The 24,398-nt window shown below is 60.2% G+C and carries 21 protein-coding genes; 13 read left to right on the plus strand and 8 right to left on the minus strand.

Annotation, left to right across the window (positions count from 1 at the left end; translation table 11 throughout):
• The first annotated feature begins 94 nt into the window (after positions 1–94).
• On the plus strand, positions 95–727 hold the full coding sequence (locus G3M56_RS00260) for a hypothetical protein (RefSeq protein ID WP_164364889.1): 633 nt from the start codon (positions 95–97) through the stop codon (positions 725–727).
• 14 nt (positions 728–741) lie between these two features.
• Here G3M56_RS00260 and G3M56_RS00265 read toward each other — a convergent pair whose 3' ends face one another.
• From G3M56_RS00265 to acuI, 3 genes are all read right to left on the minus strand, one after another.
• Entirely contained in the window at positions 742–996 is a 255-nt protein-coding gene (locus G3M56_RS00265) for a Txe/YoeB family addiction module toxin (protein ID WP_164364887.1), read from the minus strand.
• Entirely contained in the window at positions 993–1,244 is a 252-nt protein-coding gene (locus G3M56_RS00270; protein WP_164364885.1) for a type II toxin-antitoxin system Phd/YefM family antitoxin, read from the minus strand. The genes G3M56_RS00265 and G3M56_RS00270 overlap by 4 nt, the downstream gene beginning before the upstream one ends.
• 134 nt (positions 1,245–1,378) lie before the next feature.
• Entirely contained in the window at positions 1,379–2,362 is a 984-nt protein-coding gene (gene acuI / locus G3M56_RS00275) for an acrylyl-CoA reductase (NADPH) (RefSeq protein WP_164364883.1), read from the minus strand.
• A gap of 131 nt (positions 2,363–2,493) precedes the next feature.
• Between acuI and G3M56_RS00280 the strand changes: the two genes are divergently transcribed.
• A complete protein-coding gene (locus G3M56_RS00280) occupies positions 2,494–2,637 on the plus strand; it encodes a hypothetical protein (protein WP_164364880.1) in 144 nt (47 codons plus the stop codon).
• Here the strand turns inward: G3M56_RS00280 and panC are convergent.
• From panC to G3M56_RS00295, 3 genes are all read right to left on the minus strand, one after another.
• On the minus strand, positions 2,634–3,536 hold the full coding sequence (panC, locus tag G3M56_RS00285; protein ID WP_164364877.1) for a pantoate--beta-alanine ligase: 903 nt from the start codon (positions 3,534–3,536) through the stop codon (positions 2,634–2,636). The genes G3M56_RS00280 and panC overlap by 4 nt on opposite strands.
• Before the next feature lie 108 nt (positions 3,537–3,644).
• Complete coding sequence (gene murJ, locus G3M56_RS00290; protein ID WP_164364875.1) at positions 3,645–5,270, minus strand: murein biosynthesis integral membrane protein MurJ; 1,626 nt, start codon at positions 5,268–5,270, stop codon at positions 3,645–3,647.
• Positions 5,271–6,028: 758 nt separating this feature from the next.
• Positions 6,029–7,087 carry an L-threonylcarbamoyladenylate synthase gene (locus G3M56_RS00295; protein WP_164364872.1) on the minus strand — a complete coding sequence of 353 codons (1,059 nt, stop codon included), beginning with the start codon at positions 7,085–7,087 and terminating at the stop codon, positions 6,029–6,031.
• 99 nt (positions 7,088–7,186) lie between these two features.
• Between G3M56_RS00295 and G3M56_RS00300 the strand changes: the two genes are divergently transcribed.
• The 4 genes from G3M56_RS00300 to G3M56_RS00315 all read left to right on the plus strand — a co-directional run bounded on the left by G3M56_RS00300 (position 7,187) and on the right by G3M56_RS00315 (position 11,724).
• Positions 7,187–7,834: a shikimate kinase gene (locus G3M56_RS00300; protein ID WP_235203495.1), complete on the plus strand. Its 648-nt coding sequence runs from the start codon at positions 7,187–7,189 to the stop codon at positions 7,832–7,834.
• 499 nt (positions 7,835–8,333) lie between these two features.
• Positions 8,334–9,872 (plus strand): FMN-binding glutamate synthase family protein, encoded by a 1,539-nt coding sequence (locus G3M56_RS00305; RefSeq protein ID WP_164364867.1) that lies wholly within the window; start codon positions 8,334–8,336, stop codon positions 9,870–9,872.
• 87 nt (positions 9,873–9,959) lie between these two features.
• The gene (gene queG / locus G3M56_RS00310; RefSeq protein ID WP_164364864.1) at positions 9,960–11,045 is read left to right on the plus strand and encodes a tRNA epoxyqueuosine(34) reductase QueG; all 1,086 of its coding nucleotides are present in this window, start codon (positions 9,960–9,962) and stop codon (positions 11,043–11,045) included.
• 151 nt (positions 11,046–11,196) lie between these two features.
• Positions 11,197–11,724, plus strand: coding sequence for a CYTH domain-containing protein (locus tag G3M56_RS00315; protein ID WP_164364861.1), 528 nt, complete (start codon positions 11,197–11,199; stop codon positions 11,722–11,724).
• Positions 11,725–12,227: 503 nt separating this feature from the next.
• Here the strand turns inward: G3M56_RS00315 and G3M56_RS00320 are convergent.
• Positions 12,228–13,451, minus strand: coding sequence for a zinc ribbon domain-containing protein (locus G3M56_RS00320; protein ID WP_164364859.1), 1,224 nt, complete (start codon positions 13,449–13,451; stop codon positions 12,228–12,230).
• 43 nt (positions 13,452–13,494) lie between these two features.
• Positions 13,495–14,601, minus strand: coding sequence for an SPFH and helix-turn-helix domain-containing protein (locus G3M56_RS00325; protein ID WP_164364856.1), 1,107 nt, complete (start codon positions 14,599–14,601; stop codon positions 13,495–13,497).
• A 377-nt stretch (positions 14,602–14,978) separates the two neighbouring features.
• Here G3M56_RS00325 and glgB point away from each other — a divergent pair, with 377 nt between their 5' ends.
• The 7 genes from glgB to eboE all read left to right on the plus strand — a co-directional run bounded on the left by glgB (position 14,979) and on the right by eboE (position 24,396).
• Positions 14,979–17,207: a 1,4-alpha-glucan branching protein GlgB gene (glgB, locus tag G3M56_RS00330; RefSeq protein ID WP_164364854.1), complete on the plus strand. Its 2,229-nt coding sequence runs from the start codon at positions 14,979–14,981 to the stop codon at positions 17,205–17,207.
• Positions 17,208–17,510: 303 nt separating this feature from the next.
• Complete coding sequence (locus G3M56_RS00335) at positions 17,511–19,637, plus strand: thioredoxin domain-containing protein (protein ID WP_164364852.1); 2,127 nt, start codon at positions 17,511–17,513, stop codon at positions 19,635–19,637.
• Positions 19,638–19,752: 115 nt separating this feature from the next.
• Complete coding sequence (locus G3M56_RS00340; protein ID WP_164364850.1) at positions 19,753–19,956, plus strand: type II toxin-antitoxin system VapB family antitoxin; 204 nt, start codon at positions 19,753–19,755, stop codon at positions 19,954–19,956.
• A gap of 12 nt (positions 19,957–19,968) precedes the next feature.
• Positions 19,969–20,403, plus strand: a complete 435-nt coding sequence (locus tag G3M56_RS00345) for a PIN domain-containing protein (protein ID WP_164364848.1) — start codon at positions 19,969–19,971, stop codon at positions 20,401–20,403.
• Positions 20,404–20,515: 112 nt separating this feature from the next.
• Positions 20,516–21,106 carry a sugar O-acetyltransferase gene (locus G3M56_RS00350; protein ID WP_164364846.1) on the plus strand — a complete coding sequence of 197 codons (591 nt, stop codon included), beginning with the start codon at positions 20,516–20,518 and terminating at the stop codon, positions 21,104–21,106.
• A 365-nt stretch (positions 21,107–21,471) separates the two neighbouring features.
• On the plus strand, positions 21,472–22,890 hold the full coding sequence (purB, locus tag G3M56_RS00355) for an adenylosuccinate lyase (RefSeq protein WP_235203496.1): 1,419 nt from the start codon (positions 21,472–21,474) through the stop codon (positions 22,888–22,890).
• 297 nt (positions 22,891–23,187) lie between these two features.
• Positions 23,188–24,396, plus strand: a complete 1,209-nt coding sequence (gene eboE, locus G3M56_RS00360; RefSeq protein WP_164364842.1) for a metabolite traffic protein EboE — start codon at positions 23,188–23,190, stop codon at positions 24,394–24,396.
• Positions 24,397–24,398 lie beyond the last annotated feature (2 nt).

The following is a 24,398-nucleotide window of genomic DNA, read 5'->3' on the forward strand; positions in this document are numbered from 1 at the left end:
AACTCCGGGCCCATAAAAGTCACAGCGACAAGCCACTACGAAAAAAGAAGCCATTGATTCCAAGTCATCCCTCCCCATTAATACAGGCACCACCATGGGAGACCGCGATCTTTACTTCTACGACATCTCACTGCGCGACATCGCCGGAGCGATGAACCGTGGCCTCGCCATCCTTTATTACGGCGCCATGGAAGGAACCTTCGGCGGCCGCAAGAGCCCACCCGTTCCGCTCGACCGCTTCAACGCGATCCAATTCAAATTGCGCATCCCGCCAAGCATCCCATCCAAACGGCTCTACAAAAACCAGGTGCTCTTCCTCCGCAAAGAGCTGGCCAACGATCTCTGGCACGAGCGATCACTCAACACGACCCGCGTCGTCCGCCGCGTCAGCCTCACCAAAAAGCCATCACTCAAACACCACCGCATCGCGCGCATCTTTACCCCGGAGAGCCGCCCAATCCATCTGGCTCAGTTCACCGACCGTTGGACCCATGCCCAGCGCGTGCCCGCAGCCTACAGCGATTACCTGAAAAACGAGTTCGAGGTCTTCTTTCTCCGCGCCGACGCCGATACACAGGTCATGCACCTCATCTGCGACACCATCAACCGCTCGCTAGTGGACTCGGAACGCCGTGACATCCACAGCTACGGCGACATCTACGGACCTCAGGCACCCGTCTCCCACCTCCCCGAGGAAGCCTGCGTCTCCGCGTTCCGGTTCGAGTAGAAAGAGCCCGCCACTCAGTAGTGATAGCGAATCTGGGCGATCTGTATCTCGCCCTCGTCGATTCGATACACGAGACGATGCTCCGCATTGATCCGTCTAGACCAATACCCGGCCAACCTATGCTTTAAGGGTTCGGGCTTCCCTATCCCTTCATGAAGGTTCCGGTCGATATCTTTGATCAAATCATTAACCTTCCGCAACATGCGCTTGTCGGTCTTCTGCCAGTGGAGGTAATCCTCCCACGCTTGGTCCGAGAAAACCTTCCTCATTTCGCCAGCGGCCGCTCCTTACCTTTGCCTGATTCCAGCTGCTCGAGCGAGAGAAGCAGTCGCGAGGCATTCTTCGGACTCCGCAGCAGGTACGCCGTTTCCTGCATGGATTCGTAATCTTCCAACGACATCATCACGACCGAATCGGTCCCCTTCTTGGTGATAACCACAGGGTCATGATTCTCACAAACTTCTGAGATGGTACGAGCGAGGTGCGCGCGAGCGTGAGAGTAAGTGACCGCCTTCATGTTGTACATAATATCGTACAACGATACAGAAACGCAACGACTTAGGAACCACTCAAATATTCCTCTCGCCATCCTGTCCATCTGCGGACACATCTCCCCTCTGCGTCTTCGCGTCTCTGCGTGAGCCTCCTCCCTCACCGATTCACGTCGACCACGACGCGCCCCCGAATCTTGCCTTCCAACAGCTGCCCCGCGCAGTCGACCGCATCGCTCAGCCCGATTTCCCGGCGGATGGTCTCGAGCTTCGTCAAATCGAGGTCGTGACTCAACCGACGCCATGCCTCCACCCGCTCAGATCGCGGGCACATCACACTGTCGATCCCGACCAAGGTCACGCCGCGGAGAATGAACGGCGCCACCGTTGATGGAAAATCCATACCGCCCGCAAGACCACAAGCAGTGACAATCCCACGGTAATTCATCGACGCGCAGACATTTGCCAACGTGTGGCTCCCCACCACGTCAACCGCGCCTGCCCAGCGTTGTTTCGCCAGCGGACGTCCCGGCCCATCCAAGACCGAGCGATCCATCACCTCTGACGCTCCCAAATTCTGCAGGTAGTCAGCCTCCTCCGGCCTTCCACTGACAGCCACTACCTTGAATCCAAGCCTCGCCAGCACGGCGATCGCAACGCTCCCCACCCCACCGGCCGCACCGGTCACGACAATCTCGCCATCATCCGGCGTCACACCGTGCCGCTCCAGCGCCATCACACAAAGCATCGCCGTGTAGCCAGCCGTCCCGATCGCCATCGCCTGCTGGGGGCGCATGCCCTCAGGCAGAGGAACCAACCATTCGCCATTGAGCCGGGCCCGCTGCGCCAGCCCGCCCCAATGGCCTTCTCCAATCCCCCAACCATTCGCGATCACCTCATCGCCCGGCTTGTAGTCAGGATGCGCCGAATCCTCCACCACCCCGACCAAATCAATGCCAGGCACCATCGGAAACTGCCGCACCACCGGCCCCTTGTTCGTGATCGCCAATGCGTCCTTGTAATTGAGCGTCGAATGACTCACCCGCACGGTCACATCGCCCTCAGGCAACTGCTCTTCAGTCAACTCCTCCACTCCCGCGCGGACACCCGCGTCGTCTTTCTCGATTAAGATCCCTTTGAACATAGTCGCTGCGTGTTGTGGCCGCCCTCGTGACTCACCCCGAGGGCCCAAACCGAACCAGCCACGATACGACCCAGACCCCGAGGGTCGACCAAAGGAATCCATCCGCCGGATAATCCACCCGTCACTTCACAATGCACCCACAACCTGTGGTCGCCTCCACCCAACTGGCCAAGCGTGCGATCCCAGCCCTACAACTCACGCCACCCGCAGGCCGCGGCAATCGCTCCGCAGCCCACTCACCTCCCTACTTCCTACGCGCTACCCGCTACTCCTAAACCAACTCATCCACCACGGAGCCGACATGAGCGGCGTCCATGCATTCGTTGATTGGCAGCTCGACGTTGTCGATCAAACGCGTGTCGCCGACAAACACAGCAACCGCCATCAAGGCGTCGTCCGTGATGCGTTCCAGCGGCTGGAAGCTGTCGGCATCCACCACTTTGATGTAATCGATGCGGGAATCATCGATCTGGCTGATGATTTTCTCCGCCACCCCGATCAGAATCGACGCACGGGTCTCGCCCTTGAAGAACAACTCCTCCGCCGTGGCAAGTGCTTCGCGGATCAGCGGAGCCTGTTCGCGGTGGTCGCTATCGAGGTACGCATTACGCGAGCTCATGGCCAGACCATCAAACTCGCGCACGGTTTCCACCCCGACGATTTCCACTGGGAAGTTCAAATCGCGGACCATGCGGCGGATGATAGCCAGCTGCTGGGCATCCTTCTTGCCGAACACAGCGATGTCAGGCTGCACGATGTTGAACAACTTCGCCACCACGGTGCACACGCCCGAGAAGTGCCCCGGACGGCTCTCACCGCACAAATGCTGCGATACCGAATTCTCGCGGACGCGAATCGAGTGGTCGCCGGCATACATTTCCTTGGCCTGCGGAGCAAAAATCAGATCCACACCGAGCTCGTCGCACATCTGGCCATCGCGCTCGAGATCGCGTGGGTAATCCTCGAAGTCCTCGCCTTCACCAAACTGGGTCGGGTTCACGAAAATGCTCACCACCAGCACGCCGTCGTTTCCGGCGAGGTCGCGCCCTTCTTCGATCAGCGTGCCGTGTCCGCGGTGCAGCGCCCCCATGGTGGGAACGAGAACCACCCGGCCGGCAGCACGGCGGCGGGCGATGGCTTGACGCAATTCAACGATGGTTCGGCACACTTCCATGGGTCGTTTTCTCAGGTGAATGATTGGGCTCATTGCCCCGTTGGATTCGGGGAACTTCACGGTATCGAATTTGTTGGATTCCGGTAGGACAAGCTATGCCCTTCCGAGCTATCGCGCTAGTTTGCGTGCGATCATTGCTCTCAATTCTGCAAGCTCACCAACCCTCAGTGCGAAACACACGCCAAAGTAGCCAAGCGCCGCCAGAGCGATCGTCGGCATCAAGGTGATCAGCTTTTTCCAAACCGGGAACCCACTGAACCCGTCCATCAAGTAAGTCATCCCCAGCCAGCCGATGACCGACATCACGCCCGCGGCAACCGCCAGCTTGGCAAAACTGCCCAATAGCTTGAGCGTCTCCAGCCCACCTGCCTGCCGCGCCATAATCACATAAAGCTGCACGCAGTTGAGCGCCGCCACGATCCCCGTCGACAACGCGAGATACTGGAACGGCAGGTTGAAAACGATTACAAACAAGTAGTTCGAAACAAAGTTAATCGCGATGGAGATGAAGCTGATGATCATCGGGATGAACCGCTTCTCGATCGCATAAAACGCCGGCTGGATCACTTTGATCGCCGAGTAGAAGATCAAGCCAATCGCGTAGAACCGCAGCGCACTCGCCATTTGCCCGACCTGCTCGTGGTCGAACTTTCCTCGCTCATAGAGCAAGCTGATCACCGGCTCGGCCAGCAACGCCAACCCCACCGCGCATGGCAAAGTCAACATCGTGACGAACCGCACACCGCCTGACAAAATCCCGCGGAACTCACCGGACGCATGGTTCGCATCCCCAGCAGCCCTCGACAACGCAGGCAATGTCACCATCGCCACCGCCACCCCAAACAACCCAAGCGGCAACTGCATCAACCGGAACGCGCCCTGCAACAACGCCACCGCCCCCTCGGACGAACGCGCCGCGAAGCCCGCGTTGATCATCACATTCACCTGCACCGCACTGCTCGCAATCACCGCCGGCCCGAGCAAACTCAGAATCTTGCGCACGCCCTCGTCCTTGCGCCACGCAAAGTCGGGCTTCATCCGGAACCCCTGCTTCCACAACGATGGCACCTGCACACCAAGCTGCGCCAGACCACCAATCACGGTACCGATCGAGAACCCGACCAGCGCGGTCTTGCCAAAGCCAGGGTCCATCAGATAGCCGATCCCAAAACCCGTCGCCATCGACCCCAGGTTGAAGAAGCTCGATGCCAACGCCGGGATACCGAACACACCACGCGCATTCAAAATCCCCATCACCAGAGCCGCCAGCGACACAATGGCGATGAACGGGTACATGATGCGCACCATCAGCACTGTGAGGTCGCGCATTTCCTGGTCGAAGACCTCAGCGCCCCCATCACCGATGAACAGATCCACGATCCACGGCGCCGCCAGGATTCCCACCAGCGAGACCATCCCCATGAAAAGGGACGTCAGCGTCAGCATCTTGTGCGCCAAAACCCAAGCCGGTTTGTCGCCGCCATCCTTCATCTTCTTTGAGAAGACGGTGACAAAGGCCTGCGACAGAGCCCCCTCCGCAAACAAATCCCGCAACAGATTCGGGATCTTGAACGCCAGGTAAAAGCAACTCAGCCACCGCGTCTCAAACAACGCGAAAAGCAACATCTCGCGCGCCAAACCAAGGACACGGCTGAACATAATCGCGGCACTCACCACCCAGGTCGATCTCAACCCGGACTTGGCGGCGGCGGGCTTCGCGGCGGCTTCACTCATGAGCACCTCTAAAAGCCAGCACGCCCCCAGAGTCAAGCGCCGTGTTTCAAGCCTGGCGGGAGATCGTCAGCCAATCCAGCAAACGCAGAGCTCTCATTGGATCAAGGTGTCTTACCGTATCGGCGGCGGCCATCGGGAGGACGCTGCGCTCTGGCGGAGCGGTGCGCTCGGCCGAGGGTGGGTGACCGGTTTCACCTGGGGTGGCGCTCGCCGGAGGCTCGCTGACCCCAGGCTGTTATGAAACTCGCCTTCAGCGAGGTCTAAGATTGAGCCAAGCCCCCTTCCGACCACTCACCACCATTCCGACCACTCGCCACCTTCCCATCCACGCAGCACCTACCCGTCCAGACGCGGCATCCCTGCACCAAAGGTGCATTTCATACCAGCCCGGGACACAGTCCCGGGATACCGCATCCAGCCAGCACAGCGTCCTGATGGGACGCCTCATCGTAAACCACCACCAGCGGCCTCTGATCGCCTCATCGCCTCATCGCCTCATCGCCTCATCGCCTCATCGCCTCATCGCCTCATCGCCTCATCGCCTCATCGCCTCATCGCCTCATCGCGAAGCGATCGCTTACCGGCTAGCCGGAGGTTTCAACCTCCGGTTCCAGCCCATCAAATCACCTCGTCCCGCAGGGACGGCTTATCTCAGTCGGATAACTGAAACTAGAGAAAGCCCACCGACACCAGACCGAGCAGCGTAAAGGTCGCCATCGTCGTCGGCCCTTCGCGTGAAATCCCAATCGGACACCAACCTACCCCTCAGCGGATCCGGATCCAACCGCTGCGCGGCGCATGCGGTCCATCAACGCAATCCCCAGACCATGCGTCGGCACAGCTTCCGCGATGATCTCGTCCACGTCCATGCCGTCGAGCTTGCGCAACAAATGGTAGAAGCGTACCGCAGCCTCAGGCAACTTGCCCGCACCTGGGCTGAGGATTTCAATCACCTCCCAGTCCGCCGCGTCCATCATCTTCGACTTTTTGCCACCGTCGAGAGTGAGCAACGCATAACGCTTACCCTCCTCTGGTGTGAAGTCCGCCGGATCTTCGATCAGGCGCAATGGCGTACGTGGTGCGTAGTGGGCATCGAGCTGCCCCGGCGCCTCGACCTTGATTTGCTCGGCGCTGCGGTTCTTGCCCGGCAACTTGCAGCGACCAATCGGCTTGAGCATTTCAATCGTGACCGGTCCGGGACGCAAAATGTGGAAGTTCGGCTTGGTCGCGTTTGGCACGTGCTCGATCTTGATAATGGTCGACTCCACGCCCTCCTTGCTGGCGCCTCCGTCGATGATCAATGGAATACGTCCACCGAGTTCCTCTTCCACCGCAGCCGCTGAGGTCGGGCTGATCCGGCCGAAGCGGTTGGCGCTCGGAGCCGCAAGCGGGCCACCAAATGCCTTGAGCACCGCACGAAAAACGGGGTCAGCCGGCATCCGCACCGCCACGGTTGGCAACCCGGACGTCACCGAGTCGGGCACCGCATCGGTCTTGGGAAGCACGATGGTCAATGCACCAGGCCAGAATTCCTGCCGTAACTGCTTGAGCACGTCTTCGATCTCTTCCGGCACGTCCGCCACCTGACGCAGCTGGTCACGGTTGGCAATATGCACGATCAGCGGGTCATGCGCCGGCCGCCCCTTGGCTTCGAACACACGCGCCACCGCTTCAGGGTTGAGGGCGTCGGCAGCCAAGCCGTACACCGTTTCCGCCGGAAGTGCCACCGGCTGGCCGGATCTGAGGACGTCCGCTGCCTTTTCTCCCACCGCGCGCAAATCGCCGGTCGAGTCCGCATAAATGGTTTCGGTGTGCATGGTATGATTCGGGTGATCGATCGTCCGCAAGCAAGATTGGCGGGTAAATCGGTTGAGCCTCACCATTATTCGCGATTACCATGCATTGCAATGCCGACCGTGCCCCCCTCGACTGACGACTCCACTGCCTCCGCCCCTGACGGATCCGGTGACACTGTTGCGTCGCCACGCCCGCTCAACATTGTGCTTGTCGGGTTCATGGCGACCGGAAAGACAACCATTGGCCGCATTCTCTCCAAAAAGCTCGGCTTTCAGTTTGTGGATTGCGACCACGAAATTGAGAAGCAACAGGGGATGAAGATCACCGAAATCTTCAAGACCCAGGGCGAAGAGGCTTTCCGCCAAATGGAGACCGACTTCCTTCAGTCGCTCGCATCGCAGTCCAAACTGATCATTTCCACCGGCGGCGGTGTCGTCGGCCGCCAGCCCAACCGGGAAATCCTACCGACCCTCGGCTACGTCGTCTGGCTCCACACCAAAAAGCAGGTCATCTTCGACCGAGTGATGAGCAATTCCAACCGCCCGCTGGTCCAAACCGAAGACCCAATGGGTACCATCAAGGCCCTGCTCAAAGTGCGCAAACCGCTCTACAAAGAGGTCGCCGACATCCAGATCAAAACCCACAAACTCACCTTCGACGAAACCGCCGAAGGCATCATCGATACCGCTTGCTACTTCTTCTCGAAGCAACAAGCCGAGTGCAACCCAATCTGCGAAGTCTCGCAGGGCGGAGGCAAGGGGGAGTAGTGAGTCAATGAATCCTCTTCTCATAGCCCTCTTTGCCCTGACCATAGTCTGCTTACTCCTGGGAGCTGCAGTCGTCATTGCAGCCTGGCAACCGACAAACAAAAGAACGAGCGTCGCTTCAGCTCTAGCTTTACTCAGTGGGCTCACACCCGGCGCGAGCTTGGGCATTTTACAACTGCTCCACTCCGAGGTTTTACTCCTTACGTCTTGGCTCCTTCCGCCAGTGCTTTGGCTGGCCGCTGCGATCATATTCCTCCGCCAGCAGCCCCCGCATAAAAAGCCCATCGCCGCTGGCCTTTGTTTCGCCGGTATGATCACAACGGTCATTTGGAGCACCACCTTCTACAAAGTGCTGATGTTAGCTGGCGCATAATACTCCGCGAAGCTTACCCTCCCCATAGGTCGGATAAGACCTATTTCCAGCCTCCTTCGCCCGCCGCTCCCACAATTCCCGAATCCGCCCTGAGGTTTCAGACGCATTGCTTATGCACCAGCCCGCATGAGCAAAACACTTCACGTCAACCTCCACCGACTCGCCGTCGCCACCAACATCGGCCTGGTCGTTATGCTTGGCGTGGCCATCTTGCTGGGCATCACAGTTTCAGGCTATTTCCACATCCTGACAGTTGTCCTGCTCTTGCTCAACGCGCTCAACTTCTATTACCGGCGCGTCCAACAAGACCACACCATCCTGCGCAACTTCGGGATCCTCGGCCAATCGCGCTACCTCATCGAGAGCCTCGGCCCCGAGCTACGGCAATATCTCATCGCCAACGACACCGAAGAGCGTCCATTCAACCGCAACGAAAGGGCTCAGGTGTACAGCAAAGCAAAGAACCTCGACTCCACCGCATCGTTCGGATCGTTGCTCAATTTCGACAACTCGGAGATCAAGATCCGCCACTCCATGTTCCCCTCGTCGCTCGACGGCCTCACTCCCTTCAGCGTGACCTTCGGCGAGGCGCGAGGCGTGGCGCATCCGTACACCATCCGCAAACCGATCATGATCAGCGCGATGAGTTACGGTGCCCTTGGCTGCAATGCAGTGCGAGCATTGGCCCGCGGCGCCCACATGGCAGGCATCCCGATGAACACAGGCGAAGGCGGTTTTCCCAAATACCACCTGATGGAAGAAGCCGACCTCATCTTCCAGCTCGGCACCGCCAAATACGGTGCCCGCCGTGACGACGGCACGCTCGATCCAGCGAAACTCAAAGCCATCGCCGCCGAGCCGCAGGTCAAAATGATTGAGATCAAGTTCTCCCAGGGCGCCAAGCCCGGCAAAGGCGGACTCCTCCCGAAAGAAAAGATCACCGCAGAAATCGCCGAACTGCGCGGCATTCCCCGCGACCGCGATGCCATCTCCCCACGCCACCACGCCGAATGCACGGACATCCCCAGCACCGTCGCATTTATCGGGTACATCCAAAGCCTCGTCGACATCCCCGTCGGCATCAAACTCTGCATCGGCAGCATCGTCGAGTTCCGCCAACTCGTGCTCGAAATGAAACAGCAAAACACCGTGCCAGACTGGATCACCATCGACGGATCAGAAGGCGGCACCGGTGCGGCTCCCCGCGCATTCATGGACCGCGTCGGCGTGCCCCTCTACCCCGCCCTCCATCAAGTGCACCGCATTCTCACCGAAGAACGCCTGCGCGACCGCACCCGCCTCATCGCCAGCGGCAAGCTCGTCGTACCCAGCCGCCAGTTCATCGCCTTCACCCTCGGAGCCGACGCCATCTTCACTGCTCGCGGCTTCCTGCTCGCCCTCGGCTGCATCCAGGCATTGCAGTGCAGCAGCAACACCTGCCCAACCGGCATCACAACCCACGCCCCCAACCTCCAACACGGCATCGTCCCAGCCGCCAAGGCACCGCGCATCCAAAACTACGTCGATAACACCGTCCACGACTTGGAAGAACTGCTCGCCGCATCCGGCAAGACCTGCCTCAGCCAACTCTCGATCAACGACCTCTACATCCCATCCGACGCGTCCATTGCCCCCTTTCTCGATCAAACCGCCACCTCCCGGTAAACGCCGCGCCCCATGGATCCGAATCCGCCTTGATGACTCGCCACAATGGCCGCACTGTGCGCCTCCTGCCCCATTCCTCGACCTACCATGCCCTCACCTCCAGCAGATCCTCCGAACCACGACACCCCGGACGGCCCCGCTCTTGCCGCCCAGGTGAAAGCGATTGCTGAAGAGTTGGGGTTTGACGACTGCCGTATCGCACCGGCCATCGAGGCACCGCACGCCGACCGCTTCCGCGAGTGGGTGGAAGCCAAGACCTACGGCGATATGGAATGGCTGTCACGCAATGTGGAGCGGCGCACCGACCCACGCATCGTCCAACCCGGTGCCAAAGCGGTCATCGTGCTGGCTCTCAATTACTACCCGGGGGATCCCGAGCCGATCCGTGACGACGGCCAGCCCCGCGGCCGCATCGCCCGCTATTCGTGGAACAACGACTACCACGACCTCATCGTCAAAAAGCTCAAGATCTTCAACGAAAAGCTTGAGGCCCTCGGTGGCATCCAACGCTACTACACAGACACCGGCCCCGTCCTCGAACGCGACTTCGCCAGCGAAGCCGGCATGGGGTGGAATGGCAAATCCACCGTCCAAATCCACCGCAAACTCGGCACGTGGTTCTTCCTCGCCGAGCTCATCACCACGCTCGACCTCCCGGCCGACGAGCGCTCCCCCAACTACTGCGGCAGTTGCACCCGCTGCATGGACAACTGCCCGACCAACGCCATCACAGCGCCCAACAAAATGGACGCGCTGCGTTGTATCTCGTACCTCACCATCGAGCACAAAGGCTCCATCCCCGAAGAGCTGCGACCAATGATGGGCGACCGCATCTACGGCTGCGACCGCTGCCTCGAAGTCTGCCCGTGGAACAAGTTCGCCAAGATGTCGCGCGATGCCTTCTTCCACGCCCGCAAGGAGATCTTCGACCTCAGCCTGCGCGACATGCTTGCCCTGGATGACGAGCAGTTCCGCACCATCTTCAGCAAATCCCCGATCAAGCGGACCAAACACCCGAAGTTTCTGCGCAACGTCTGCGTCGCCGTCGGCAACGTCGGCACCTCGGATGACATCCCCGCCCTCAAAGCCGCCATCGAGCGCTTCAACGACCCGCTGATCAACGAACACGCGGAGTGGGCGATTGAGCAGATCCAGCAGCGAGAAAAGCAGTGATCTCACCGCTGCGGCGAGCCGCTGGAACGCTGAGCTCCAGTTTGGCATACCGGCGAAATCCGGCGCAGCCGCTGGCTGCAACTTCAACTTTCTCAGTCCAAACTTCCGTCCATGCTTGCCCGATCGGTGTAAGATTGCTAATTCCCCCCACATGGGAATCGAAATCGAACGACGCTTTTTGGTGGATCAGGAGCTCGCCGACCAGTGGCGCACCTATCCCTCGCAAGCGGTGCTCCAAGGCTACATCGCCCGCGACGGCCTGGGATCGCAGGTGCGCGTTCGCATCGTCGATAACAAAGCCCGACTCACCGTCAAAGGCACACGTACCGGCTGCAGCCGCCCCGAGTATGAGTTTGAAATCCCACTGCGCGAAGCCGAAGCCATGCTCGACGAACTCCACGTCGGGGATCTGATCGAAAAACGCCGCTACCGCGTCCCCTACGAGGGCTACATCTGGGAAGTCGACGAGTTCTACGGTGACAACACCGGACTCATCATCGCGGAAATCGAAATCCCATCGGCCGACACCCCCTTCGACAAACCCGCGTGGATCGGCCGCGAGATCACCGAGCTCGACCGTTACGGCAACGCCGCACTGTCCATACGACCAATCAACCGATGGTCACAGGAAGATCAACTCTCCGCCGTAGAACCAGCGGCCACAGATGGGCTCAGATAAGCACAGATGACCTTAACCTTACGACGGATCTCGCTGCGCTCCGATCAGGATTTGGATAAGGACACCAGGCATAGCCCCATCATTCCACCCACGCTCACAGACACGCTGCCGCTGAACACTGCCAGCTAAAAACCAGCAAACTCCACTGCGCCTCGATCCGCCCCGTCGCGCAGCGACGTCTTACCGGCTAGCCGGAGGTTTCAACCTCCGGTCCCACACCGAAAAATGGGCTCGTCCCGCAGGGACGGTTTACTCAGGTACACACTCCGATAAACCGCACCTTCGGCGCGCGACCATCCGCATCCCCATCCTGCGGATGAATCCGCAGGCTAACCGGTAAACCATCGCTCCGCGATGCGCGGCGACCACCAACTCGAGGCACATCGCAGCGATCCGATCAGGATTTAGATAACGATAAGGATAAAGACGCCGGCCCTCGTCTCATCCATCCCCGTCCGCAGACGCTCTGCGGCTGAAAACAGCCAGATGAACACTAGCAAACTCTACTGAGACAACACCATGAACAAGACGATCACGGCAAGGATCGCCAACACGACAAAGGTGATTTTCCACGGACTGAGCGGGTAATCGGCGGCACCGGTGCCGGTGTAGGCATTCACGATGGCCTGACGGTTCTTGCCGCGGAATCGGTACGACGCCAGCCACACCGGCAGGAGAATATGCTTAAATGTTTGGTCGCTGTAGCTCGGTTGGATCCGCAAATTGCGATAGGTGTCGCCCGGGACGTCACGGCCGCACATGCGTTCCAACATAGCGTGCATCTGCTGGCGCCCTTGCACCGCCGCATCTTTCAGCGGCACTTGGTAATGCTCCACCTGCCACCCCGAGACGTAGCGGGTTTCATACCCGACCAGCTCATCGGTAGGAAATGGTTCCACTTGGTCGAGCAGCTTCGGGTCCGTGCCGCGCGACCCACGCACGGTGACGTCATCAAAGGCAGTGGATATTCGCCCCGATGCCGGACGCCAGCGGGTCTTGCGCACTTGGCGCGACTGGCGCTTTCCGTTGGCATCAGTGTAATACTCGGTCTCCCAGTAGTACGTGCCGGAATCGGCCGTCCACGGGCAGTCCGCCGCCGCATCGAATGTCCAATACGGCAGGTAGACGCGGTGGAAACGATCCATGAAATTGCGCCGCTTGAGGTCGCTCGGCGCAAACCAGCGTGACGCGAGAAACCCTTTGATCGTGTGGTACGCCTGTTCCTGGCTCACCTTCGCCGGCAGCACTGCCCACGGTTTGATCGGCGCGTCAATATCCTCGTAGTCGAGCAACTCGGGAGCGCCGCAGAAATCACAATGCTGCGCCACCATTTCCGATGACCGCACCAACACGGCGTGGCAACTCTTGCACTGCACGCGGCGCGTGGTTTTGACCCATTCATCGGACGATCCATCCAACCGCCCGAGCTCGGCGAGCAAGTCGCGTTCCTCGATCTCATTGAGAGCGGGCAACGCATCGTCCCCCGCCTCCTCACGCGGAAAGTTCGTCCCGCAATACGGGCAGGTCAGCATCTGCTTGGAAGCGCTCCACTCCGCCTTGCCACCGCATTTCGGGCAGGCATGGCGGTCGAGCGAGACCACCGCCACCCCACGCTTACCGGGAAGCGGTGGGGGCACGGCATGCGGCTCGACGGCGACGGGCGACTCGTCGGTCACCGAGTCGTCATCATTCGGCACGTCGCTTACCTCTGGGTTTTCACCTGCCACAACGGAATGGTTCCTTGGTATGGGGTCGGGGTTCCACTCCGGGCTATTCAGCCAGGAAGGCATCCAAGGCGCTGCGGGAAATCCGATAGCTCGATCCGATCTTCTTAGCCGACAAATTGCCGGCCTGAATCTCAGCCATCACATCGTCTTCCGACACCCCGAGAACCTGCGAAACTTCCGCTGGGTTCATCAGCTGAGGCAAACCTCCGCCGACTGGTGCTGCGGGAGTCGCTGCTGCCGCACCGGCAGCCACCGCACCAGCCCCGAGCGGGTTGGTCATGCCGCCTCCAGCCACGCCGGATTGCTTCATCAACTCCTGGGCAATCGAGAACCCAACCGCCAACTCAGTGGCAGCTCCAGCACCACCGGCACCGCCACCCTCGCCAGACGCCATGCCCTGGCCCATCTGGTACTTGATGTAGGAATTGAGGTCGCCAATAGCCGACATCGCGGAGCGCTTGTCGATCGCTTCTTCGACTTCCGGCGGAACCGATACGTTCTCAACAATGAACGACGCGATCTCGATACCGTATTTGGTGCTCAGCACCGGGTTGATCAACGGCAACAACGCATCACCAAGATCGGTGTAACGGGTCGCCACATCGAGCATCGGCACATTTGCCGACGCCAGCGCATCGGAGAACACACTGACAATGCGCGAACGCATCGCATCACCAAACTCATCGACACGGAAATCGTGGTCGCTTCCGGCCACCTCCTTGAGGAAGGTTTGCACATTGACCACGCGGAAGTCGTACGTTCCGAACGCACGGGCACGGACAATACCAAAGTCCGGATCACGCAGCATGATTGGGTTGGACGTCCCCCATTTGTTGCCGGTAAAGAGCCGCGTGTTGACGTAATAGACGTCGGCCTTGAAGGGACTCTGGAACCCATACTTCCAGCCCTTGAGGCGGGTCAGCACCGGAATGTTATCCGTTTCGAGCGAATGCTTGCCCGGCCCGAAGGTGTCACCAAACTGCCCTAGGTAGACAAACTGAGCGGTCTGGCTTTCGCGAACAATCAGCTGTGCGCCGTTCTTGATCGCTTTGTCATCATCCGGAAAGCGCCATGCGATGGTGTCCCGGCTGTCGTCCTGCCACTCGATGATTTCGAGCAACTCTCCTTTGATAAAGTCCATGAGTCCCATGGCGAAAATCTCACCATATTTCGGTAGTTCGCGGCAAGTGCAATGCCACGCCAATGTTGTAATCCTCAAAGGTTTGCGGTGGCCTCAGGAATTTGAAAATACTCACGCAGAGACGCGGAGACGCAAAGAAGTGGATGAGGGCGCTGCGCTCCGCACGGGTCGATTGTCGACAGGAATGCCGCCCCACCAGCACCCGTCGGTCACGTCTGCGAAGCGCTGGAGGGACGACATTCCTGTCGTCGGAGTCGGGGATAACCACGGAGCCCCCGTTGACCGCCCTCCTACCAAATCCAAACGATGACGCGGATGGCACTTGCCAGCGCGGGCGACTCACCCGATGATCCCCGCACCTAGCGAGCGCTCACGATTTCGAAACCATGCAGCCTACCAACTCCCAAAACGCACCAGCCCCTCATACACAAGCCGTTGCCCTGTTACAAGGCAACCACAGCGACCCATTTGGCTACCTCGGCATCCATCGCAACGAATCCGACACCGGCTTCGTCGTACGTGCCTGCCGCCCGGACGCAGCAGCCATTGATCTGATCGTTCTGGATGAGGACGGCAGCGAAAAGCTTCGCGCCCCGATGGAGCGGATCCACGAAGGTGGTGTGTTCGCCCACAGCTTCGAGTGGGAAGGCGAGACAAAACCACGCTACTCCTTCGAGATCGATTTCGGCACGTCCAAATGGACCACCGCCGACCCCTACTCGTTTGACCTCATTATCGGTGAACAGGATTGCTACTTCTGGGGAGAAGGCACGCACTACGACGCCTACAAAACGCTCGGCGCCCACCCACGCACGATCGACGGCATCGAGGGCACTGCCTTCGCCGTGTGGGCCCCGAATGCACGCCGAGTGAGCGTCGTCGGCGATTTCAACCGCTGGGACGGCCGCACCCACATCATGCGTAAGCGCATCGAAGCCGGTGTGTGGGAATTGTTCATCCCGGGCGTCACAGAGGGCGACCACTACAAGTTTGAAGTCGTCGGTGACCACGGCGAACTCACGTTGAAGACCGATCCGTTCGCCCTGCGCACGCAATGGGGGCAAAAGACCGCCGCACTCGTCCATAGCCTCGACCACTACACGTGGAACGACCAGGAATGGATGGAGCGCCGCGCTTCAGCGGATCCGTACCATTCTGCGATGTCGGTTTACGAAGTCCACCTCGGCTCGTGGGCTCGCGTGACCGAGGACGGCAACCGCTGGCTCACCTATCGTGAACTGGCAGACCAACTGCTCGACCACGTGGAGAAGCTAAATTTCACCCACATCGAGCTGATGCCGATCACCGAGTTCCCGTTCGACGGCTCGTGGGGGTACCAGGTGACCGGATATTTCTCGCCTACCTCGCGCTACGGTGATCCGGACGACTTCCGTTATCTCGTCGACCAGGCGCACCAGCGCGGGATCGGTGTGATCCTCGACTGGGTGCCGGCACACTTCCCGAAAGACGACCACGGTCTCGGCCGCTTCGATGGCACCGCGTTGTTCGAGCATGCCGACCCACGCCAGGGCGAGCACAAGGACTGGGGGACGTACATTTTCAACTTCGACCGCAACGAGGTGCGCAACTTCCTCATCGCATCGGCGCTGCTGTGGATGCGCGAATACCATATCGACGGCCTGCGCGTGGACGCCGTGGCCTCGATGCTCTACCTCGACTACTCGCGTGAAGCGCACGAATGGGTGCCGAACAAACACGGCGGACGCGAAAACCTCGGCGCCATTCAGTTCATGCGCCAGCTCAACGAAGCCGTCTACGGCAGCTGCCCGGGAGCGATGGTCATTGCCGAGGAATCCACCGCATGGGGCGGCGTCTCGCGCCCGACATCAGCGGGTGGCCTTGGCTTCGGCTTCAAATGGAACATGGGCTGGATGAACGACACGCTCACCTACATGGAGCGCGAACCCGTTCACCGCCAATACCACCACGGCGAGGCCACGTTTTCGATGGTTTACGCCTACGACGAAAACTTCATGCTCGTACTCAGCCACGACGAAGTGGTGCATGGCAAGGGCTCGCTGATCAACAAAATGCCGGGCGACCGCTGGCAGAAGTTTGCCAACCTGCGCATGCTCTACGGCTGGATGTGGGCGCATCCGGGCAAGAAGCTCATCTTCATGGGAGACGAAATCGCCCAGTGGGACGAGTGGAACTACCACCGCAGCATCGACTGGCATTTGCGCATCGGAGCGGAACACAGCGGCATGGAGCGACTGGTCTCCGACCTCAACGCCGTCTACCGCGACATCCCGGCACTCAACGACCTCGACCACGAGCCCGGTGGGTTCAGCTGGCTCGACCACGATGACGCTGCTTCCTCGACCTTTACGTTTTTCCGCCGCTCGCGCGACGGCGATGTCGTGCTGGTCGCGGTGAATGCCACACCGGTCGCCCGCCACGGCTACCGCATCGGCGCACCGACCGCCGGCACCTACCACGAAATCATCAACACAGACGCCGACATCTACGCCGGCAGCAATGTGACCAACCAGGGCGACCGCCACACCGAGCAGATCGGCTGGCAACATCAAGCCCAGTCGCTGGTGATCGATATCCCACCACTTGGCGTGACGATGCTGCGCCTGAAGCGATAGTCCCGCGATCGATTGGAAAAATCACACAACGCCCCGATGTCCGCATTTCCGGTCATCGGGGCGTCTTTTGTTATGGGCGAAAACCTTGGGATCTCGCATCGATTCCAGGCGGCCGTCACAACACCCGTTCTGGAACGCCAAGCATCGCCTTGGCAATCCAACGCGTCCGGCGCAGCCGCATTCTCCCCCACCCTGACAGAGTGGGGGCAAGCCCCGCGACGTCACCAATCCCCCCTTCTCCCCCCAATCATTGATTCTCTCGCTCCCATCGTGGATGATGCGTTCAACTCTTCCTCCCCACCCATGTCCGACGCCCCACACACCAACCGCCTCGCCACAGAAACCTCGCCCTACCTCCAACAGCACGCGACCAACCCGGTCGATTGGCTTCCCTGGGGCGATGAGGCATTGGAAAAAGCCAAGCGGGAGAACAAGCCCATCTTCCTCTCCATCGGCTACTCCACTTGCCATTGGTGCCACGTGATGGCTCGCGAGTCGTTCGCCAACGCCCAGACGGCGAAACTCATGAACCAACACTTTGTGAACATCAAAGTGGACCGCGAAGAACGCCCGGACGTCGACAGCATCTACATGACCTACGTTCAAGCGACTACCGGCCGCGGCGGCTGGCCTATGAGCGTTTTCCTCACCCCGGAGGGCACCCCATTTGTCGGCGGCACCTACTTCCCGCCGCAGGATTCACAAGGCCGCCCCGGCTTCCCGCGCATCCTCAGCAGCATCGCCGAGATGTGGGAAAAGGACGCGGAAAAGGTGCGCACGTCAGCCGAGGACACGATGCGCCAGATCCAACAGATTCTGCTCGCCCCGAGCGATGACAAATCCCCACTCACCGCCGCCCAGGTGGATGCCTCGTTCGACACATTCGCCACGCAATACGACCAGCAACACGGCGGATTCGGCAGCTATCAGAAATTCCCGCGTCCGGTCGCGCTCGAATTCCTGCTCAACGAAGCCGTGCGCTCGGGCGTAGACTCCGGCAAAGGCGCCCGCGCCATGAGCATGGTCACCGGTACGCTCGACGCCATCGCCACCGGCGGCATCACCGACCACCTCGGCGGCGGCATCCACCGCTACACCGTGGATGAAATTTGGCACGTCCCGCACTTCGAGAAAATGCTCTACGACCAGGCGCTCGTCGTGCCACCGATGGTCGCCACCTTCCAACTCACCGGCAACCCACGCTACGCCGACCACGCGCGCGCCACACTCGACTACGTGCTGCGTGACATGACCCACGAGGACGGTGGGTTCTTCTCCGCCGAAGACGCGGAAAGCCCGCTGCCCGAGAACCCGAGCGAGAAAGGCGAAGGCGCCTTCTACACGTGGAGCCATATCGAGATCGATGAACTGTTGACCCTGGAACAAGCCCGCGTCTTCAACGCCGCTCTCGGGATCGAGCGCGGCGGCAACGTGAACCCGGCCAGCGACCCGCACAATGAGCTGCGCGGGTTGAATGTCCCATTCCTCGCCAATCCACCACAGACCGACGCGGACCGCCAGTTGCTCTCCGAAGCGTTGGAGATCATCACCAAAGCCCGCAACGAACGCCCGCGCCCTCACTTGGACGACAAGGTCCTCACGTCTTGGAATGGCTTGATGATCGCCGCATTGGCAGGCGCCGCCCACCCGCTGGGGGACAACCGCTACCTCGCCGCAGCTCATAAAGCCGCCGCGTTCATCAAGGCGAACCTTTACGATCCGTCTGGGAAAACGCTCATCCGCTCGTGGCGCAATGGCCAGCCAAGCTCGACCCGAGGCTTTGCCGATGACTACGCGTTCCTCATCCACGGCCTGATCGAACTCTACCAGGCCGACTTCGACACCCAATGGCTCGAATGGGCGATCGATCTGCAACAGACGCAAATCGCGCTCTTCCACGACGCGAAGCACGGTGGATTCTTCAACACGGAGGCCACAGACGAGAAGCTGATCCTGCGCATGAAGAACGACACCGACAACGCGGAGCCGTCCGCAGGCTCGCTATCGGCGCTTAATCTGCAGCGCCTCGCCGCCATGCTCGACCACGAAGAATGGGGCGACATCGCGGAGGAAACGATCGCCTCGTTCACCAAGAACCTGACCCAGGCCCCATCCGCCGCACCGCTGATGGCCGTGGCTCTCGCCCATCAGATCGATGGGTTGCAAACCGTAGTCCTCGCCGCCGCCGATGGCGCCGATGCCATGGCCGCCGCCGTCCGCGACCAGTTCCTCCCGGGAACCACCACCATTCAAATCCCCGACGCCGAGGGTTCTTCGGCCCGCCGGTTTTTCACCACCCGCTCGGAGCGCTACGCCGCGATGCACTCGACCAACGGCACCGCCACCGCGTTCCTCTGCCGCGGCAAAACCTGCGAACCTCCAATCACCTGCACCGACGAGCTGAAAGCGAAGCTCGCACCTGCGACCTAGCGGGAACCCAATACGTCCCATGCGACTTATAGATCCGGTGAGTCCGATGACTCAGCCCGCAAACAAATCATCAAATAAAATTGAAATTTGATGCAAAACCCCTCACAATCACCACATGAGGATCACCATCGAGATCGATGAAACCACCTTGGAGCACTGCCAGGCCATCACCGGAGAAAGCAAAAAAAGCCCAGCCGTAGCCAAGGCCGTGGAGGAATTCGTGAAACGCAAGTTGGCCGCGGAATTCGGCTCCAAAATCATGGAGAGCCACTTCGATTACCCGGAAACCTCCGAGGAACTCTCAGCCCTGGACCGCTAAGCGCACCGCCGGATGAATGCCGACACTTCACTCGTCCTCGTCGATTCCTGTTGCTGGATCGAAGCGCTGCGCAAAGACGGCCGCATTGAAGTCAAGATGGCGGTCAAATACCTACTCGACGAGTACAAGGCCTTGCTTTGCGGTCCGGTCGAATACGAGGTGCTCAGCGGTGCACGCAAGAACGAACGCGATGAACTCCGCGCCTACTTCAACGTGCTGCCTTACCGCCCGTCCGACCACAAGATTTGGCGCAAAGCAGCTGAGTCTGCGTGGAAATTGCGCGATGCCGGAGTCAAAGCTCCACACAACGATGTGATCATTGCCACGATCGCGGCGGAGTTCGGATACCGGATCTTCAGCATCGACAAGCACTTCGAACTCATGGCCGGAGTGCTGGGGTTCTCTCTCTACGTGCCCGGATATGGCGGGTTGTATAATCCTGAATAGAACGAATAGCGGAGTCATCCGAATAGGCCCTATAGGACTGATAAGACCTATGAGGGTGGCCCCTCTTCGAATTCCGTAGACCTCCCCGAGGAACCAAAGCGTAAAGAGAGCTATGAGTTCTGATTCCCCCGACGTGACACCCAACCTTGATGGCGGTGACTTCGACAGCTCGACGCCTGAGTTGATCGCGGTCATCACCAAAGCGCGGGCGCTGACAAACCAATACAACCAGCATCCGGCGGATGACGCCGACGGTCGGCGCGCCATTCTCACCGAACTTCTCGGGCACCTTGGCGACTCCGCCTACATCGACGTTCCCTTCTACTGCGACTACGGCAAGAACATCTCGATCGGAGATCACGTCTACATCGGACTCAACTGCACGTTTGTCGACAACCACAAGATCACCATCGGCAACAACACGCTGATCGCGTCGGGCGTAGACATCGCCACCGCCACCCACCCGGTCTCCGCCAAGGAGCGCATCATCGACGACCCGGCCCGAACCAACAAATACCGCACGATGTCAGCACCCGTGACTATCGGCAACAACTGCTGGATCGGCGCCAACGCAACCATTGTCCCCGGCGTGACCATCGGGGACAACACCACCATCGGCGCCGGCAGCGTGGTCATCAAAGACATCCCCGCCAACTCCCTCGCCGCAGGCAATCCCTGCCGCGTGATCCGGGAGCTGGAGTGATACTGAAGGCGGAGCCACAGATGAGCGCAGATGGGCACAGATGATTAATGAGTTAGCGGCTGCGCCGGATGGGATTAATGGCCGGACTGGAGACCGGCGTTCCTTTGCTGCCGCAGGCACCCCAATTCAAAATCCGCGATAATCTGCGCCCATCTGCGGCTCCTAAAACCAAACCACCAACGGCTCCGCACCCCGCTCCCCCGCCGATTTCCCATTTCAAATTCCGCATTTTCCCATTTCCACCCGCCATCTGCGGTTCACCGTTGCGAGGGCGGCAATTCTCCGCCAACTTGCTGGTCTGTGCGGAAAGAACCCGCATCCCCGCCCACGAGCGGAGCATTTCACTCAGACCCATTGATTTGACCATGATCCCGAACGTCCTCGCCGAACGCTATGCCACCGAACCCATGAAGGCCATCTGGTCCGCCGAGGGGCGGATCGTTCTGGAGCGCGAGTTCTGGATCGCCGTGATGAAGGGCCAGCGCGACCTGGGTCTCGACATCCCGGAGGAAGCCATCGCCGCCTACGAAAGCGTCAAAGACCAGGTCGATGCCCAGTCCATCATGGACCGCGAGCGCATCACCCGCCACGACGTGAAGGCCCGCATCGAAGAGTTCTGCGATCTCGCCGGCCATGAGCAGATCCACAAAGGCATGACCTCGCGCGACCTGACCGAGAACGTGGAGCAGCTTCAGGTCTTCCGCTCACTCGGTGTGATCCACACCAAAGTCGTCGCCGCGCTGGCCCGCATGAAGAAGCACTCGGTGACATGGCGTGATTTGTTCATCACCGCACGCACGCACAACGTGGCAGCCCAGCCGACCACATTCGGCAAGCGCATTGCAATGTTCGGCGAAGACTTGCTCGTCGCTCTGGAGCAGCTCGACCACTTGATCGAAACCTACCCGGTGCGTGGTCTCAAAGGCGCGGTCGGCACCCAGCTCGACCAGCTTTCCCTCTTCGACAACGACGCTGAAAAAGTCGACCAACTCGAGCAGCGCGTGATGGAGCACCTCGGCATCAAGCGCCGCTGGACCAACGTCGGCCAGGTTTACCCACGCAGCCTCGACACCACCACCGTTTCGGTGCTGCTCGCACTCGCATCGGGTCCATCGTCGTTCGCCAAGACACTCCGATTGATGGCAGGTCACGAGACCGCCAGCGAAGGGTTTGCCAAAGGCCAGACCGGTTCGAGTGCAATGCCGCACAAGATGAACTCGCGTTCCTGTGAGCGCGTCAATGGCTTCCACACCATCCTCCAGGGCTACCTCTCGATGGGTGCCGCCCTCGCCGGCGACCAGTGGAACGAAGGCGACGTCTCCTGCTCGGTGGTGCGCCGCGTGATGCTTCCGGATGCATTCTTCGCCATCGATGGCTTGCTCGAAACCTTCATCACCATCCTCGACCAGATGGACGCGTACCCTGCCGTGATCGAGCGCGAAAACGCCTACTACCTGCCATTCCTCATGACCACCACCATCATGATGGAAGCGGTCAAGAATGGCGTCGGCCGCGAGACCGCTCACAAGGCAATCAAAGAGCACGCCGTGGGAACCGTCAACGACCTGCGCGTCGGTAAGATCACCAGCAACGACCTCCTCGACCGATTGGCTGGCGACGACCGCCTCGGCCTCAGCCGCGAACAACTCGACGCCATCCTCGCCGGTGGCCAGGACAAGATCGGCGCCGCCAAGGCTCAGCTCGACACCTTCGTCGCCACCGTCGACAAACTGGTCGCAGACAACCCGAACGCCGCCGCCTACGAGCCAGGCGCGATCCTGTAGTTTTTTGGACAGGATTCACATGATCAACATGATTTGATTCGTCGTCGCGAAGCGCTGGAGGATCGGCATTCCTGCCGACAGACCATCGCTAGGAGCGCAGCGCTTCAGAACTGATTCCCCGAAGGGGGAATGCAAACCAGCCCAGGGTGAACGGAGCTTCAGGCGACGTCACCCTGGGTTTTTCGTTAGAATACGGTCGGCCGAGCGTGTAGCGTCGCCAAGGGAAACCCCGATCCCGATGGCCGCATGTTACGCGACGCTGCATCTTAATCTGATACCATCTCGCCCATCACCCTCATGCACACCGAACGTCCGCTCATTGGCTACTGCACCAACATCCACCCGGGAGAATCGTGGGCGGACACCTTTGCCAACCTGCAAACCAAGGTCACAGCGGTGCGCGATGGAGTGCAGGCCCAGGCCGACGCTGCCTCCGCCTTTCCAGATCCCTACCCTATCGGATTGCGCCTCGGAGCCGATGCCACACGCGAGCTGATGGCAGACGCCGACAAACGCGCCGCCTTCCGCGATTGGTGCGAACGCGAGCGCATGTTGCTCTACACGGTCAACGGCTTCCCCTACGGACAGTTCCACGGAACGCGGATCAAAGAACAAGTCTACCAACCCGACTGGGCGGCGGACGAACGCGTGAGCTACACGTTGGATTTGTTCAAACTGCTCATCGAGCTGGCACCTGACGACTCACCTCAACTCACCGTCTCCACGGTCCCCGCATCGTTCAAGCCCCACATCAGCGGGCTCACCGATCCCGAGTCCCACATTCTGCGGATCCGCGAAAACCTCCAGCATTGTGCCAAAGAACTCGAGGCCATGAGTGAAGCCAGCGGCATCGATTTGGTTCTTGGGCTGGAACCGGAACCGCTAGGTCTCATCGAGAACGCGACCGAAGCCGTTGGATTCTTCGAACTACTCACCAGCGGACTCGACGCCGCCGACCGCGCACGCTTCCTGCGCCGCATCGGCATCACGTTCGACACCTGCCACGCCGCGATCGAATACGAAAACGCCGGAGAATCGCTCGACGCCTACCAGGCCGCCGGCATCCGCATTGCCAAAATCCACCTCAGCAATGCCATCGCCTTCGCCCCGGGCGACGAGGGCGCCATCGAGAGCATCAGCCGCTTCGTCGAACCGACCTACCTCCACCAGGTCATCGCCCGCAAGGAGGACGGCTCGTTGATCCGCAGCCTCGACCTACCCCACGCGCTGACCGACGAATCACTCGTCGCCGACGAATGGCGCGTCCATTACCACATTCCGCTCTACGCCGAGCCAGAACGCCCGCTCGGCAACACATTGGCAACCGTCCACGAAACCGCCGACTGGCTGCGCGCCAACCCGGGCGCCGTCCGCCATTTCGAGATGGAGACCTACACCTTCGATGTCATGCCCGAAGGCGTGCGCCCCGCCAGCGATATCGAAATGCTGGTCAACGAACACCTCTGGTGCGCCCGCGACTTCCTGCCAAGAGCCACCGGAGCATAGGA

The sequence above is a fragment of the Sulfuriroseicoccus oceanibius genome, assembly GCF_010681825.2.
Lineage (GTDB): Bacteria > Verrucomicrobiota > Verrucomicrobiia > Verrucomicrobiales > SLCJ01 > Sulfuriroseicoccus > Sulfuriroseicoccus oceanibius.

Coding starts and splice junctions, on each gene's coding strand:
- G3M56_RS00295 (WP_164364872.1), bottom strand. CDS start 7,087: ATGCACACCGAAACCATTTATGCGGACTCGACCGGCGATTTGCGCGCG.
- G3M56_RS00340 (WP_164364850.1), top strand. CDS start 19,753: ATGAGGATCACCATCGAGATCGATGAAACCACCTTGGAGCACTGCCAG.
- panC (WP_164364877.1), bottom strand. CDS start 3,536: ATGGAAGTGTGCCGAACCATCGTTGAATTGCGTCAAGCCATCGCCCGC.
- G3M56_RS00335 (WP_164364852.1), top strand. CDS start 17,511: ATGTCCGACGCCCCACACACCAACCGCCTCGCCACAGAAACCTCGCCC.
- G3M56_RS00325 (WP_164364856.1), bottom strand. CDS start 14,601: ATGGGACTCATGGACTTTATCAAAGGAGAGTTGCTCGAAATCATCGAG.
- acuI (WP_164364883.1), bottom strand. CDS start 2,362: ATGTTCAAAGGGATCTTAATCGAGAAAGACGACGCGGGTGTCCGCGCG.
- G3M56_RS00270 (WP_164364885.1), bottom strand. CDS start 1,244: ATGAAGGCGGTCACTTACTCTCACGCTCGCGCGCACCTCGCTCGTACC.
- murJ (WP_164364875.1), bottom strand. CDS start 5,270: ATGAGTGAAGCCGCCGCGAAGCCCGCCGCCGCCAAGTCCGGGTTGAGA.
- G3M56_RS00345 (WP_164364848.1), top strand. CDS start 19,969: ATGAATGCCGACACTTCACTCGTCCTCGTCGATTCCTGTTGCTGGATC.
- glgB (WP_164364854.1), top strand. CDS start 14,979: ATGCAGCCTACCAACTCCCAAAACGCACCAGCCCCTCATACACAAGCC.
- G3M56_RS00305 (WP_164364867.1), top strand. CDS start 8,334: ATGAGCAAAACACTTCACGTCAACCTCCACCGACTCGCCGTCGCCACC.
- purB (WP_235203496.1), top strand. CDS start 21,472: ATGATCCCGAACGTCCTCGCCGAACGCTATGCCACCGAACCCATGAAG.
- G3M56_RS00265 (WP_164364887.1), bottom strand. CDS start 996: ATGAGGAAGGTTTTCTCGGACCAAGCGTGGGAGGATTACCTCCACTGG.
- G3M56_RS00350 (WP_164364846.1), top strand. CDS start 20,516: ATGAGTTCTGATTCCCCCGACGTGACACCCAACCTTGATGGCGGTGAC.
- G3M56_RS00280 (WP_164364880.1), top strand. CDS start 2,494: ATGCACCCACAACCTGTGGTCGCCTCCACCCAACTGGCCAAGCGTGCG.
- G3M56_RS00315 (WP_164364861.1), top strand. CDS start 11,197: ATGGGAATCGAAATCGAACGACGCTTTTTGGTGGATCAGGAGCTCGCC.
- G3M56_RS00260 (WP_164364889.1), top strand. CDS start 95: ATGGGAGACCGCGATCTTTACTTCTACGACATCTCACTGCGCGACATC.
- queG (WP_164364864.1), top strand. CDS start 9,960: ATGCCCTCACCTCCAGCAGATCCTCCGAACCACGACACCCCGGACGGC.
- eboE (WP_164364842.1), top strand. CDS start 23,188: ATGCACACCGAACGTCCGCTCATTGGCTACTGCACCAACATCCACCCG.